At 42.5% G+C, this 14,728-nt stretch carries 8 protein-coding genes, 9 tRNA genes and 3 rRNA genes; all 20 read right to left on the bottom strand.

From position 1 onward, the window contains the following. Positions 1 to 9 precede the first annotated feature (9 nt). The 20 genes from glmS to MKX31_RS22835 all read right to left on the bottom strand — a co-directional run bounded on the left by glmS (position 10) and on the right by MKX31_RS22835 (position 14,662). Entirely contained in the window at positions 10 to 1,812 is a 1,803-nt protein-coding gene (glmS, locus tag MKX31_RS22740; protein WP_064474420.1) for a glutamine--fructose-6-phosphate transaminase (isomerizing), read from the bottom strand. 12 nt (positions 1,813 to 1,824) lie between these two features. Continuing rightward, the gene (locus tag MKX31_RS22745; protein ID WP_064474421.1) at positions 1,825 to 2,010 is read right to left on the bottom strand and encodes a hypothetical protein; all 186 of its coding nucleotides are present in this window, start codon (positions 2,008 to 2,010) and stop codon (positions 1,825 to 1,827) included. 286 nt (positions 2,011 to 2,296) lie between these two features. Further along, on the bottom strand, positions 2,297 to 3,643 hold the full coding sequence (gene glmM / locus MKX31_RS22750; RefSeq protein WP_000521485.1) for a phosphoglucosamine mutase: 1,347 nt from the start codon (positions 3,641 to 3,643) through the stop codon (positions 2,297 to 2,299). Continuing rightward, the gene (locus MKX31_RS22755) at positions 3,636 to 5,123 is read right to left on the bottom strand and encodes a CdaR family protein (protein WP_088048205.1); all 1,488 of its coding nucleotides are present in this window, start codon (positions 5,121 to 5,123) and stop codon (positions 3,636 to 3,638) included. Before MKX31_RS22755 ends, glmM begins: the two co-directional genes overlap by 8 nt. Beyond that, positions 5,116 to 5,937, bottom strand: coding sequence for a diadenylate cyclase CdaA (gene cdaA / locus MKX31_RS22760; protein ID WP_064474423.1), 822 nt, complete (start codon positions 5,935 to 5,937; stop codon positions 5,116 to 5,118). The genes MKX31_RS22755 and cdaA overlap by 8 nt, the downstream gene beginning before the upstream one ends. A gap of 249 nt (positions 5,938 to 6,186) precedes the next feature. Next, positions 6,187 to 7,080 carry an arginase gene (gene rocF, locus MKX31_RS22765; RefSeq protein ID WP_000711562.1) on the bottom strand — a complete coding sequence of 298 codons (894 nt, stop codon included), beginning with the start codon at positions 7,078 to 7,080 and terminating at the stop codon, positions 6,187 to 6,189. A 209-nt stretch (positions 7,081 to 7,289) separates the two neighbouring features. Beyond that, positions 7,290 to 8,435: a glycerate kinase gene (locus MKX31_RS22770; protein WP_064474424.1), complete on the bottom strand. Its 1,146-nt coding sequence runs from the start codon at positions 8,433 to 8,435 to the stop codon at positions 7,290 to 7,292. A 116-nt stretch (positions 8,436 to 8,551) separates the two neighbouring features. Beyond that, positions 8,552 to 8,624 (bottom strand) — tRNA-Ala (locus MKX31_RS22775). 10 nt (positions 8,625 to 8,634) lie between these two features. After that, a tRNA-Gly gene (locus MKX31_RS22780) sits at positions 8,635 to 8,706 on the bottom strand. Between the two features lie 5 nt (positions 8,707 to 8,711). Next, positions 8,712 to 8,787 (bottom strand) — tRNA-Lys (locus tag MKX31_RS22785). Positions 8,788 to 8,792: 5 nt separating this feature from the next. Then, positions 8,793 to 8,867: transfer RNA gene (locus tag MKX31_RS22790), tRNA-Gln, on the bottom strand. Positions 8,868 to 8,963: 96 nt separating this feature from the next. Further along, positions 8,964 to 9,046: transfer RNA gene (locus MKX31_RS22795), tRNA-Tyr, on the bottom strand. A 17-nt stretch (positions 9,047 to 9,063) separates the two neighbouring features. After that, a tRNA-Val gene (locus tag MKX31_RS22800) sits at positions 9,064 to 9,139 on the bottom strand. A gap of 5 nt (positions 9,140 to 9,144) precedes the next feature. Next, positions 9,145 to 9,219 (bottom strand) — tRNA-Glu (locus MKX31_RS22805). A gap of 22 nt (positions 9,220 to 9,241) precedes the next feature. Further along, positions 9,242 to 9,314 (bottom strand) — tRNA-Thr (locus tag MKX31_RS22810). A 4-nt stretch (positions 9,315 to 9,318) separates the two neighbouring features. Then, positions 9,319 to 9,393: transfer RNA gene (locus tag MKX31_RS22815), tRNA-Asn, on the bottom strand. A gap of 9 nt (positions 9,394 to 9,402) precedes the next feature. Further along, positions 9,403 to 9,518, bottom strand: a 5S ribosomal RNA gene (rrf, locus tag MKX31_RS22820). A gap of 89 nt (positions 9,519 to 9,607) precedes the next feature. After that, positions 9,608 to 12,524 (bottom strand): 23S ribosomal RNA (locus MKX31_RS22825). A 145-nt stretch (positions 12,525 to 12,669) separates the two neighbouring features. Then, positions 12,670 to 14,218 (bottom strand): 16S ribosomal RNA (locus MKX31_RS22830). The 16S, 23S and 5S rRNA genes sit together here with 9 tRNA genes alongside, the layout of an rRNA operon. Positions 14,219 to 14,443: 225 nt before the next feature. Then, on the bottom strand, positions 14,444 to 14,662 hold the full coding sequence (locus MKX31_RS22835; protein WP_000900298.1) for a hypothetical protein: 219 nt from the start codon (positions 14,660 to 14,662) through the stop codon (positions 14,444 to 14,446). Positions 14,663 to 14,728: the final 66 nt, after the last annotated feature.

Genomic DNA, 14,728 nt, shown 5'->3' on the forward strand with positions numbered 1-14,728 from the left:
ACCAATCTCCTACTCAACAGTAACAGACTTAGCTAAGTTACGTGGCTTATCAACGTCACACTCGCGGTGAAGTGCTGCATAGTATGAGATAAGTTGGAATGGAATAACTGCTACTAGCGGTGCTAGTGCTTCGTGTACAGCTGGTAATACGAAGCTGTCACCTTCCATTTCTAAGCCTTTCATTGAGATGATACATGGGTTAGCTCCGCGTGCTACTACTTCTTTCACGTTACCACGAATTCCAAGGTTTACGTGCTCTTGTGTAGCAAGTGCGATAACTGGTGTACCATTTTCAATTAAAGCGATTGTACCATGTTTTAATTCTCCTCCAGCAAATCCTTCTGCTTGGATGTAAGAGATTTCTTTTAGCTTTAACGCACCTTCTAATCCTACGTAGAAGTCTACGCTACGTCCGATGAAGAAACAGTTACGAGTTGTTGCTAAAAATTGTTTTGCTAATGCATCCATTTCTTCTTTTTGATCACAAAGTTCTATCATTGCATTTGCTACAAGTCCTAATTCGTGTGTTAAATCGAAATCAAGAACTTCGCCTTTCGCTTTAGCAATGTCCGCAGCTAAAATTGAAAGTACTGCAAGCTGTGCTGTGTAAGCTTTCGTTGATGCAACTGCGATTTCTGGTCCCGCGTATAACGGAAGTGTATAATCAGCTTCACGAGAAAGCGTAGAACCAGGTACGTTTGTAATCGTTAATGCTTTATGACCCATTTCATTCGTTTGTACAAGTACTGCACGGCTATCAGCTGTTTCACCACTTTGTGAAATGTAAATGAAGAATGGTCTCTCTGTTAATAATGGCATGTTATAAGAGAATTCACTTGCTACATGCACTTCAACTGGCATTTTTGCAAACTTCTCGATAAATTGTTTTCCAACAAGACCTGCATGATAACTCGTTCCACATGCAATGATGTAAACACGATCGCTATCTAAAATCGCATTGCGGATGTCTTGATCTAATTCAATCTCGCCATTTTCATCTTGATACTTTTGAATTATATTACGGATTACAAGTGGTTGCTCATCGATTTCTTTAAGCATGAAATGAGGGTATGTTCCTTTTTCAATATCACTTGCGTCTAATTCCGCTGTAAACGGTGCACGTTCAATCGTTTCACCTTGTAAGTTTTTAATTGTAATACTTTCTTTCGTTACGATTACGATTTCTTTATCCATTAACTCAATAAATTGATCTGTAACTTGTAACATCGCCATAGCGTCGCTCGCCACAACATTAAAGTTGTCACCAACACCTACTAATAGCGGGCTTTTGTTTTTAGCAACATAAATCATGTTTGGATTTTCAGCATCAAGTAATCCGATCGCATAAGAGCCATGTAAAAGAGATAGCGTATTACGGAACGCTTCTTCTACACTTAATCCTGTGCTCACTTGTTGTTCCATAAGCTGTACGATAATCTCTGTATCAGTTTCACTTACGAACGTTACATCTTGTAAATATTCTTTTTTCACTAATTCATAGTTTTCAATTACACCGTTATGAACTAGTGTAAAACGTTTTGATGTACTTTGATGCGGATGCGCGTTTACTTTGCTTGGAACACCATGTGTAGCCCAGCGTGTGTGACCGATTCCCACGCTTGCCGCTACGTTCTCATCTACGATTTCGCGAAGTTTTGCAATACGGCCTTTTTCTTTGTATACAACAACACCGTTCTCTGTTTGTACTGCAATACCTGCTGAATCATATCCACGATATTCTAGCTTTTCTAAACCTTTTAATAAAATTTCCTTTGCATCTTGTTCTCCAATAAATCCTACGATTCCACACATGTTTAGTCGCCGTTACAAATGCTTACATTGCTCTGCGAACATGTAACGACATAGTCCGATACCATTTTTATTTATACTAAAAAACGGATTACATATTGCTAGCCCTGTAAGCTTGTAACGGCTTTCACCTTCCTCTCGATTGGGTTTAAGTCCGTATATACTTATACAGCTAGTTTTCATCCGTTCCCTTTCTCTCATCACACTTTCACCTTTGTCCACTAAGTCACCTTAATGATTTAAGTAAAAGCTTGCGGTTGTGATGAACAACCGGGAGTCATCCGCCGAAATCTCGATAAACTCCACCTCGTCAACTACACTACTTGTAGTTCTGGCGCTTTTATAATTTACAATATTTCCTTTGAGAAAAAGAACAAGACCATCTTATAACAAACATGGATAAACCGTCAATGAAATTTTTTTCATCGTCTATAAAACATATGAAAAAGGAGCACTTCTTGTGCTCCTTTTCAATAAATTCATCAAATTATTCAGCGCCAACTTCAGCTTTCACAACTTCTACAATACGATGTACATATGCGTCACACACTTCTTGTGTTGGTGCTTCTGCCATTACACGAATAAGTGGCTCTGTTCCAGATGGACGAACAAGAATACGGCCATCACCGTTCATTTCTTCCTCTACAACACGAATAATTTCTTTAATTTTTTCATTTTCTAATGCTAGTTTTTTATCTGTTACACGAACGTTTACTAGTAATTGTGGGAATTTTGTCATCTCACCTGCAAGCTCAGATAATGGTTTTTTCGTCATTTTCATGATGTTTACCAGTTGAAGTGCACTTAACATTCCATCACCAGTTGTAATGTAATCAAGTAAGATAATATGACCCGATTGTTCTCCACCTAAGTTGTAACCACCACGCTTCATCTCTTCCATTACGTAACGGTCACCAACTGCTGTTTTATCACTTGTGATATTGTTAGCTTCAAGTGCTTTGTAGAAACCTAAGTTACTCATAACAGTTGAAACGACTGTATTATGCTTTAGTTGACCAGTTTCTTTCATGTACTTCGCACAAATAAACATAATTTGATCGCCATCAACGATGTTTCCTTTTTCATCTACAGCGATTAAACGGTCACCATCACCATCAAAGGCAAGACCGATATCAGCGCCTTTGTCTTTTACTAATTTTGCTAATACTTCTGGATGCGTAGAACCTACTCCATCGTTAATGTTCATACCGTTTGGTGAAGTTCCCATTGTTGAAATATCAGCCTCTAAATCCGCAAATAAGTATGGAGCTAAAGAAGACGTAGCACCATGCGCACAATCTAAAGCGATATGTAAACCAGAGAAATCTTCCTCTACAGTTTGTTTAATATATTGTAAATATTTTTGTCCGCCTTCAAAATAATCACTCACTTGTCCAAGATTCGTACCTGTTGGACGTGGTAGTTCATCAACTTCTTTGTCTAATAAAGCTTCAATTTCTGCTTCTTGCTCATCTGTTAATTTAAAACCGTCTGAACCGAAGAATTTGATTCCGTTATCCTGTACTGGATTATGAGATGCAGAAATCATAACACCTGCTTGTGCATCTAACGCTTTTGTTAAATAAGCAACGCCTGGTGTAGAAATAACGCCAAGGCGCATTACTTCTGCTCCAGTTGATAATAGACCCGCTACTAAAGCTCCTTCTAACATATGTCCTGATATACGTGTATCACGGCCAATAATTACTTTTGGACGATCTGTATCTTTTGTTAATACATAACCACCAAAACGTCCAATTTTGAACGCTAATTCAGGTGTTAACTCCTGGTTCGCAACCCCGCGTACTCCATCTGTACCAAAATATTTACCCATTATGATTCGCTCCTTTTTCTGGCTCTTTTTGATTATCTACTGTTGGCTCTTGACTAGTTTCTTTTGTTGGCTCTTGACTAGTTTCTTTTTCTTTATTTTGTTCCTGTTCCGTGTCAGGCTTAGGTTCAGGTTCAGGATTTTTTGGTTTTTCAGTTTGATTATCTTGGTTATTATTTGAATCCGGTTTTTCACCGTTCCCCTGTACTTCTTTATCTGGATTTTCTTTCTTCACAATTGTGACTTTAGCACTTTTTTGCTTTGGCTCTATTGAAATATTACCAGGACCGCTCACTTGAATAGAAACATCCTTCGTCCCCGGAGATACATTTTGCAAATTAATGGCTGCTGTTATTTGAGCAGCTGTTATTTTATCTACTATACTTGTTTCTCCTGAAATATCAACGCTTATCTTCCCATCTTGCGGCGAAAGTAGCTGGGCCGTAACATCTTTAGAAAGTCCATTTTTTTGAATTGATATACCATCAATCGTTCTTGTTTTCGTTTGTTTTGTTTTTTGTACTCCTACCGAAACCTTCACTTGATTCGGTTTTGCACTTGTTACACCCTTTGGCAATAAAACAGAGGTATCGAATGTTGTAGACTCTGTCAATTGACTAAGATCTACTTCGACCCCCTCTATCGATTGTATATTATCCAAGATATCCTTTGGACCTGCTATCGTTACTTCTCTCGGCTCAATGCTAATATTTGTAACGGCCAATCCTTCTGGTAAACTCCCCTTTTTCGTATACGTTACAGGAACAGTTTTTTCAGTATTATTGGCCGTAGCTTGCGTCGCCACATTCAATGTTACACTAATTTTAGATGGACTCGTTCTTACATTTAAACGTTTTCCTTCTTTATTGTATAATGTAACTTCGACTGTTTTTGTAACAGTTTTATTAACACCTTTTAAATCAATATACGCCTTAGCAGATGAAATACTTTCAATTTCTTCTTTCGTCCCAACTACCTCAACAGTATCAGGTTTAATGTTTGATTTTTCGAGAGTAGAACCCGCTGGCATTTGATCCTCATTTGATAATTTTAAGTCTACATGAACGTATTTTCTCGCTTTTTCATGTAGAGTAATTTTAATTGTTGATGGCTGAACTGTTCCTTTCACATCATCTGGAAGCCCGTTCGTTTTCAAAGAAACTTCATAAGTTCCTTTTTCGCTATCTCTCAAATCAACTGGTATATCAAATTGTTTTTTTGCTTTTGCTGTAGCAACTGCTGCTTTTGGGCCCTCTAACTTCACCTTAACGCCCTCTGACGGAATACCACTTACAATATATTTTTCTTCATCATACTTAAGGTTAATGGCATAATTAGTTAAGGTTTCTTTCGCATCATTTGCGAAAGGTATTATCCCCGATGTCGTATTTTTTTCAGTTAAAGTCGCTGACATAAAAAGCATACACGCCAATAGTAATGAGATCCCTTTTAGAAACCAATGATTCTCCATTAACTTATCCATGACGCTTTCTCCTCCAATTCCATAAAGACGAAGAAGTCGTTTTTTCGTTCGCACTAAATTCAGCTAACAACATATCTTTCAGTTGTTCTGTCTTCAAATCACGATGCAACTTACCATTTTTCGTTAAAGAAATTTGGCCAGTTTCTTCCGACACAACTACTGTAATACTATCAGTAACTTCACTAACTCCCATTGCAGCGCGATGCCTAGTTCCTAACTCCTTAGAAATAAACGGACTTTCCGATAACGGAAGATAACACGCTGCTGCTTTAATGGTACTTCCTTGCATAATAACCGCTCCATCGTGAAGAGGTGTATTAGGAATGAAAATATTAATAAGTAATTCCGATGATACGTGTGCATTTAGCGGAATACCCGTTTCCACATAATCACCCATACCGGTCTCTTTTGACAAAGTAATTAATGCACCAATTCTACGTTTCCCCATATATTCCGTTGCTTTCGCTATCGCTGTTGCAACGATTTCAGGTTCATCATCCTCATGAGTTCCAACACGCGAAAATAAACTCCCGCGTCCTAGCTGCTCAAGTGCTCTTCGCAATTCTGGCTGGAAAATAATAATAACGGCTAAAAATCCCCACGTTAATACTTGCTCAGTTAGCCAATAAAGCGTATGCAATTCAAGGAAAATACTGATCATCCGAACGACAATAATAACTGTAATCCCTTTTAAAAGTTGAACAGCTTTCGTCCCTCGAATTATGAGAATTAGCTTATATATAATAAACCATACAACGGCAATATCTAATACCGTACTAAGATATTTCAAAATGGTCGTATCTTCAAAAGGCATGCTAACCCTTCCTCCTACTTACGAGCAATTCTATCCATATATTGAAATATTGTTTTATGCTCTATCTGTATGTATTTCCAACAACTAGTTAATTATACCATACATGAAACAAACGACAATTACAAACAACCCTCCTTTAGTCTAAATTGGTAAGATGTCAAACATTATTATCGTACAGTATAATATAAATCATTATTATACGCTTATTTTCAAATAAAAAAAGCAACTTCTCAGTTGCTTTTCTTACATTTATTTTAGTTTTTCACCGAATAAAGAACCCATTAAAGCAACTGCTGTTGTTGCCGTTCTGTTTCGCTCATCTAAAATTGTGTTTACTTCAACAAACTCAGCAGATGTAACAATATCAGCTTCCGCTAACATTTCCATTGCTAAATGGCTTTCACGATAAGATAGGCCACCAATTACAGGCGTGCCAACTCCTGGTGCATCATGAGGATCAAGACCATCTAAATCTAATGATAAATGTACACCATCAGTATGAGATAAATAAGCGATTGTTTCTTCCATAACAGCCGTCATACCCATACGATCAATCTCGTGCATCGAGAATACTTTAATACCTTCATTGCGAATAAAGTCTTTTTCTCCTTCATCTAATGCACGTGCACCGATAATTACAACATTCTCTTTTTTCACCTTTGGATATGCCCCGTATAAATCTACAAGCGTTTGATGTCCATACCCTAGACTTGCTGCAAGTGACATGCCATGAATATTTCCAGATGGTGAAGTTTCTTCTGTATTTAAGTCACCATGTGCATCGTACCAAATAACACCTAAATTTTTATAATGTTTCGCAACACCAGCTAATGTACCAATTGCGATACTATGGTCACCACCTAATACAAGTGGAAAACGTCCCTCTTCTATAATATGATCCACCTTACTTGCTAATTCGTTACATACAGTTGCAACCTGTGTAAGGTTTCTTAAGTTTGTATTTACATCTACTTCTTTTTCTCTCTCTATACGTATATCTCCTATATCTTTAACGTCATATCCAATTTCTTCAATTCTTTCAATTACGCCTGCATAACGGATTGCACTCGGCCCCATATCTACCCCACGACGCATCTGTCCTAAATCCATTGGAACTCCAATAACTGAGATTTCTTTTTTCATAGATAGTATCCCCCTTTTATGCCTTCACTAAATATTTTAAATCTTTTATATAGTCTGACTCAACTCGACATTTTTCTGTATGGATATACAAATTATTCACTTGTATTCGCCTTAAAAACCCAATTTCAAGACTATTCTATGTATAAAGTTAACTTAATGAAACAACTACCATCATTATTATTAAATAATAATAAAAAACACTCCTACATTTAGAAGTGTTTTTCTGATGCTATTTTCCATACTGCGGCAATATTCTTTGCTGTCATTTCGATATTCTCTTCCGCTACTTTATATGCCTCTTCTAATGTCATAGGACTCGCTGTAATACTAAATACTGCATCGATTCCTTTTTCATGAACAGCTGGATAATTCGGAGATACAGATCCTCCAATAGCAATGACAGGAATACGAAAATGCTTTGCACGCTCCGCAACACCTACAGGGGCCTTTCCATATGCTGTTTGTTCATCTATTCTCCCTTCGCCAGTTATAATTAAATCTGCACCTTCTATATGCTTATCAAAATTTGTATAGTCTAATACAATTTCAATTCCTCTCCGCAAGTTTCCCTTTAACACTGCAATAACAGCTGCTCCCATTCCTCCTGCGGCTCCTGCGCCAGGTATTTTAGATACGTCGCAAGATAAGTATTGTTTAAGGATATTCGCATAATGCTTTAAATTCTCATCCAGCTCTTTCATCATCTCTGCATTCGCACCCTTTTGCCTCCCAAATACGAAAGATGCTCCCCTTATTCCAACTAACGGATTATCTACATCACATGCTGCTTCTATCTTTATATGCAGTAAGCGTGAATCCATGCATGAAAAATCAATAGCGACAATCGAATGTAATGTTCCTCCAGATGGCTCTATTACTTCCCCTTTTCCATTTATAAACCTGACCCCTAAAGCTGACAGCATACCTGCTCCACCATCATTTGTAGCACTTCCGCCAAGTCCTAAAATAATGTGCTCAGCTCCTTCGTCTAGCGCATGTAGTATAAGCTCTCCGGTTCCTTTAGTCGTTGTAATAAGTGGGTTTCGCTTTTTAACCGGAACATGTTGTAATCCTGATGCTGCTGCCATTTCAATAAACGCTGTCTTTTTATCTTTAGACATACCGTAAAAGGATTGTATACGTTCTCTAAGCGGCCCTGTCACATGAAGAGGTATCATTCTTCCATCAGTAGCATCCACAAGTGAATCAACCGTTCCTTCACCTCCATCTCCAATTGGTATTTTTACGTACTCTGCTTTAGGAAAAATTGCTTCAAATCCTCTTTCAATAGCTTCACATACTTTTATAGCTTTTAAGCTTTCTTTATATGAATCAGATGCAATAACAACTTTCACAATTATCCCCATCCTTTATTTTCGCGTTTTCTCCATTTTAAATGACAAATATGAAAGTTGTCTTTTTAAACACACAAAAAAAGCTTACATCATATGATGTAAGCTTTTCTATTAGATGGAGCCTAGCGGGATCGAACCGCTGACCTCCTGCGTGCAAGGCAGGCGCTCTCCCAGCTGAGCTAAGGCCCCTTAGTAATGAAGCGGAAGACGGGATTCGAACCCGCGACCCCAACCTTGGCAAGGTTGTATTCTACCACTGAACTACTTCCGCGAAAATGGTGAGCCATGAAGGATTCGAACCTTCGACCCTCTGATTAAAAGTCAGATGCTCTACCAACTGAGCTAATGGCTCGTAAATGGCTGGGCTAGCTGGATTCGAACCAGCGCATGACGGAGTCAAAGTCCGTTGCCTTACCGCTTGGCTATAGCCCATCGAAATATTTATCTTCTTTTCAAAGACAAATGTTATTGTAACATAATGTCCAACAAAAAACAACTGCCAAATAGCAGAAGTTATTTTAAAGAAAATGGTGGAGGGGGCAGATTCGAACTGCCGAACCCGAAGGAGCGGATTTACAGTCCGCCGCGTTTAGCCACTTCGCTACCCCTCCGACATTTAAGATATATATGGTGGAGGATGACGGGATCGAACCGCCGACCCCCTGCTTGTAAGGCAGGTGCTCTCCCAGCTGAGCTAATCCTCCAAAAGTGGTGACCCGTACGGGATTCGAACCCGTGTTACCGCCGTGAAAGGGCGGTGTCTTAACCACTTGACCAACGGGCCAAAAATTTAAAAACTTTTTCCAAGCTTCCAACCGGGCTTGAACCGGTGACCTCTTCCTTACCATGGAAGTACTCTACCAGCTGAGCTATGGAAGCATAATGGCTCCGCAGGTAGGAATCGAACCTACGACCGATCGGTTAACAGCCGATAGCTCTACCGCTGAGCTACTGCGGAATAATACAAGCCTGGCAACGTCCTACTCTCACAGGGACAAGGTCCCAACTACCATCGGCGCTAGAGAGCTTAACTTCCGTGTTCGGTATGGGAACGGGTGTGACCTCTCTGCCATCATTACCAGACTTTTATCATTATACACATTCTTTTCAGAATGTCAAAAGGAATTTTAATATATATTCCTTCAAAACTAGATAACATTGCTACATATTATATGGTTAAGTCCTCGATCTATTAGTATTCGTCAGCTCCACATGTCACCATGCTTCCACCTCGAACCTATCAACCTGATCATCTTTCAGGGATCTTACTAGCTTACGCTATGGGAAATCTCATCTTGAGGGGGGCTTCATGCTTAGATGCTTTCAGCACTTATCCCTTCCGCACATAGCTACCCAGCTATGCCCTTGGCAGAACAACTGGTACACCAGCGGTGCGTCCATCCCGGTCCTCTCGTACTAAGGACAGCTCCTCTCAAATTTCCTACGCCCACGACGGATAGGGACCGAACTGTCTCACGACGTTCTGAACCCAGCTCGCGTACCGCTTTAATGGGCGAACAGCCCAACCCTTGGGACCGACTACAGCCCCAGGATGCGATGAGCCGACATCGAGGTGCCAAACCTCCCCGTCGATGTGGACTCTTGGGGGAGATAAGCCTGTTATCCCCGGGTAGCTTTTATCCGTTGAGCGATGGCCCTTCCATGCGGAACCACCGGATCACTAAGCCCGACTTTCGTCCCTGCTCGACTTGTAGGTCTCGCAGTCAAGCTCCCTTATGCCTTTGCACTCTACGAATGATTTCCAACCATTCTGAGGGAACCTTTGGGCGCCTCCGTTACACTTTAGGAGGCGACCGCCCCAGTCAAACTGCCCACCTGACACTGTCTCCGGGTCGATAAGACCCGTAGGTTAGAATTTCAATACATTCAGGGCGGTATCCCACCAGCGCCTCCACCGAAGCTAGCGCTCCGGTTTCAATGGCTCCCGCCTATCCTGTACAAAATGTACCAAAATTCAATATCAGGCTACAGTAAAGCTCCACGGGGTCTTTCCGTCCTGTCGCGGGTAACCTGCATCTTCACAGGTACTATAATTTCACCGAGTCTCTGGTTGAGACAGTGCCCAAATCGTTACACCTTTCGTGCGGGTCGGAACTTACCCGACAAGGAATTTCGCTACCTTAGGACCGTTATAGTTACGGCCGCCGTTTACTGGGGCTTCAGTTCAGAGCTTCGCTTACGCTAACCCCTCTCCTTAACCTTCCAGCACCGGGCAGGTGTCAGCCCCTATACTTCGCCTTACGGCTTCGCAGAGACCTGTGTTTTTGCTAAACAGTCGCTTGGGCCTATTCACTGCGGCTTTCCGTTAAGAAAGCACCCCTTCTCCCGAAGTTACGGGGTCATTTTGCCGAGTTCCTTAACCAGAGTTCTCTCGCACACCTTAGGATTCTCTCCTCGCCTACCTGTGTCGGTTTGCGGTACAGGCACCTTTTATCTCGCTAGAAGCTTTTCTTGGCAGCGGGGAATCAAAGACTTCGCTCCATAAGGAGCTTCCCCATCACAGCTCAGCCTTCACGATAAGCGGATTTGCCTACTTATCAGCCTAACTGCTTGGACGTGCACAACCAATCGCACGCTTCTTCTATCCTTCTGCGTCCCTCCATTGCTCAAACGATAAAGAGGTGGTACAGGAATATCAACCTGTTGTCCATCGCCTACGCCTGTCGGCCTCGGCTTAGGTCCTGACTAACCCTGAGCGGACGAGCCTTCCTCAGGAAACCTTAGGCATTCGGTGGACGGGATTCTCACCCGTCTTTCGCTACTCATACCGGCATTCTCACTTCTAAGCGCTCCACCAGTCCTTCCGGTCTGACTTCACTGCACTTAGAACGCTCCCCTACCACTGATACCATTGGTATCAATTCGCAGCTTCGGTGGTGTATTTAGCCCCGTACATTTTCGGCGCAGAGTCACTCGACTAGTGAGCTATTACGCACTCTTTAAATGGTGGCTGCTTCTAAGCCAACATCCTAGTTGTCTAAGCAACTCCACATCCTTTTCCACTTAATACACACTTTGGGACCTTAGCTGGCGATCTGGGCTGTTTCCCTCTTGACTACGGATCTTATCACTCGCAGTCTGACTCCTAAGGATAAGTCATTGGCATTCGGAGTTTGACTGAATTCGGTAATCCGATGAGGACCCCTAGTTCAATCAGTGCTCTACCTCCAAGACTCTTACACTTAAGGCTAGCCCTAAAGCTATTTCGGGGAGAACCAGCTATCTCCAGGTTCGATTGGAATTTCTCCGCTACCCACACCTCATCCCCGCACTTTTCAACGTGCGTGGGTTCGGGCCTCCATTCAGTGTTACCTGAACTTCACCCTGGACATGGGTAGATCACCTGGTTTCGGGTCTACGACCACGTACTAAACGCCCTATTCAGACTCGCTTTCGCTGCGGCTCCGCCTCTTCAGCTTAACCTCGCACGGGATCGTAACTCGCCGGTTCATTCTACAAAAGGCACGCCATCACCCATTAACGGGCTCTGACTATTTGTAGGCACACGGTTTCAGGATCTCTTTCACTCCCCTTCCGGTGCTTTTCACCTTTCCCTCACGGTACTGGTTCACTATCGATCACTAGGGAGTATTTAGCCTTGGGAGATGGTCCTCCCAGATTCCGACGGAATTTCACGTGTTCCGCCGTACTCAGGATACATTCAAGAGAGAACGAAGTTTCGACTACGGGGTTGTTACCCTCTACGACGGACCTTTCCAGGTCGCTTCGTCTACCTCGTTCCTTTGTAACTCCGTATAGAATGTCCTACAACCCCAAGAGGCAAGCCTCTTGGTTTGGGCTATGTTCCGTTTCGCTCGCCGCTACTCAGGAAATCGCATTTGCTTTCTCTTCCTCCAGGTACTTAGATGTTTCAGTTCCCTGGGTCTGTCTTCCTTACCCTATGTATTCAGGTAAGGATACCATACCATTACGTATGGTGGGTTTCCCCATTCGGAAATCTTCGGATCAAAGCTTACTTACAGCTCCCCGAAGCATATCGGCGTTAGTCCCGTCCTTCATCGACTCCTAGTGTCAAGGCATCCACCGTGCGCCCTTTCTAACTTAACCAAACTAAAATTAAAAAATATGAGCTACACTGTTATCTAGTTTTCAAAGAACATACATTTATATATGAGAGATAGTTCTCTCAAAACTGAACAAAACGAAACACGGAAACTTATATTGATGAACAGCGTTCATCAATTCTCCATAGAAAGGAGGTGATCCAGCCGCACCTTCCGATACGGCTACCTTGTTACGACTTCACCCCAATCATCTGTCCCACCTTAGGCGGCTGGCTCCATAAAGGTTACCCCACCGACTTCGGGTGTTACAAACTCTCGTGGTGTGACGGGCGGTGTGTACAAGGCCAGGAACGTATTCACCGCGGCATGCTGATCCGCGATTACTAGCGATTCCAGCTTCATGTAGGCGAGTTGCAGCCTACAATCCGAACTGAGAACGGTTTTATGAGATTAGCTCCACCTCGCGGTCTTGCAGCTCTTTGTACCGTCCATTGTAGCACGTGTGTAGCCCAGGTCATAAGGGGCATGATGATTTGACGTCATCCCCACCTTCCTCCGGTTTGTCACCGGCAGTCACCTTAGAGTGCCCAACTTAATGATGGCAACTAAGATCAAGGGTTGCGCTCGTTGCGGGACTTAACCCAACATCTCACGACACGAGCTGACGACAACCATGCACCACCTGTCACTCTGCTCCCGAAGGAGAAGCCCTATCTCTAGGGTTTTCAGAGGATGTCAAGACCTGGTAAGGTTCTTCGCGTTGCTTCGAATTAAACCACATGCTCCACCGCTTGTGCGGGCCCCCGTCAATTCCTTTGAGTTTCAGCCTTGCGGCCGTACTCCCCAGGCGGAGTGCTTAATGCGTTAACTTCAGCACTAAAGGGCGGAAACCCTCTAACACTTAGCACTCATCGTTTACGGCGTGGACTACCAGGGTATCTAATCCTGTTTGCTCCCCACGCTTTCGCGCCTCAGTGTCAGTTACAGACCAGAAAGTCGCCTTCGCCACTGGTGTTCCTCCATATCTCTACGCATTTCACCGCTACACATGGAATTCCACTTTCCTCTTCTGCACTCAAGTCTCCCAGTTTCCAATGACCCTCCACGGTTGAGCCGTGGGCTTTCACATCAGACTTAAGAAACCACCTGCGCGCGCTTTACGCCCAATAATTCCGGATAACGCTTGCCACCTACGTATTACCGCGGCTGCTGGCACGTAGTTAGCCGTGGCTTTCTGGTTAGGTACCGTCAAGGTGCCAGCTTATTCAACTAGCACTTGTTCTTCCCTAACAACAGAGTTTTACGACCCGAAAGCCTTCATCACTCACGCGGCGTTGCTCCGTCAGACTTTCGTCCATTGCGGAAGATTCCCTACTGCTGCCTCCCGTAGGAGTCTGGGCCGTGTCTCAGTCCCAGTGTGGCCGATCACCCTCTCAGGTCGGCTACGCATCGTTGCCTTGGTGAGCCGTTACCTCACCAACTAGCTAATGCGACGCGGGTCCATCCATAAGTGACAGCCGAAGCCGCCTTTCAATTTCGAACCATGCAGTTCAAAATATTATCCGGTATTAGCCCGGTTTCCGGAGTTATCCCAGTCTTATGGGCAGGTTACCCACGTGTTACTCACCCGTCCGCCGCTAACTTCTTGAGAGCAAGCTCTCAATCCATTCGCTCGACTTGCATGTATTAGGCACGCCGCCAGCGTTCATCCTGAGCCAGGATCAAACTCTCCAATAAAGTTAGTTTGTCTAGCATCTAAAAATAAAAATTGACGTTTCACGTTGTTTGTTTCGTTCAGTTTTCAAAGAACTACTTGGTCGCTCATTTGCGACTTCCTTATGTTAACATCTTCGTTTTTCGATGTCAACTAAGTTTTTCAATTTCTTTTTTGTCGTTTTCTGCGTTTCTGCATCAGCGACGGTTATTAATTTATCATATAATAACCATTAACGTCAACACTTTTTAATAAAAAGTTCTTTTCCTTACATAACGCATACATTCTTCTGCATTAGCGACTCTTCGAAACAAACAAAAAATGATTTTATATCTTTCTTCCATCGCCTTTTTTACAACGTCATGAATACGTTCATCTTCAAAATCAAATAAAAGTTCTTCTAACTCTCTCTTCAATATGTATTCCATTTCTTTTTTCTCTTCTTTCGTTAACATAAACCCAAGCAAATCATCACCTCAATCATTTCTTACAAAGCAATAAACGTTCCGCTCATTTTCCCTTATCAAAATCCT

This window comes from Bacillus sp. FSL M8-0063 (genome assembly GCF_038005545.1).
GTDB classification, from domain to species: Bacteria; Bacillota; Bacilli; order Bacillales; family Bacillaceae_G; genus Bacillus_A; species Bacillus_A wiedmannii.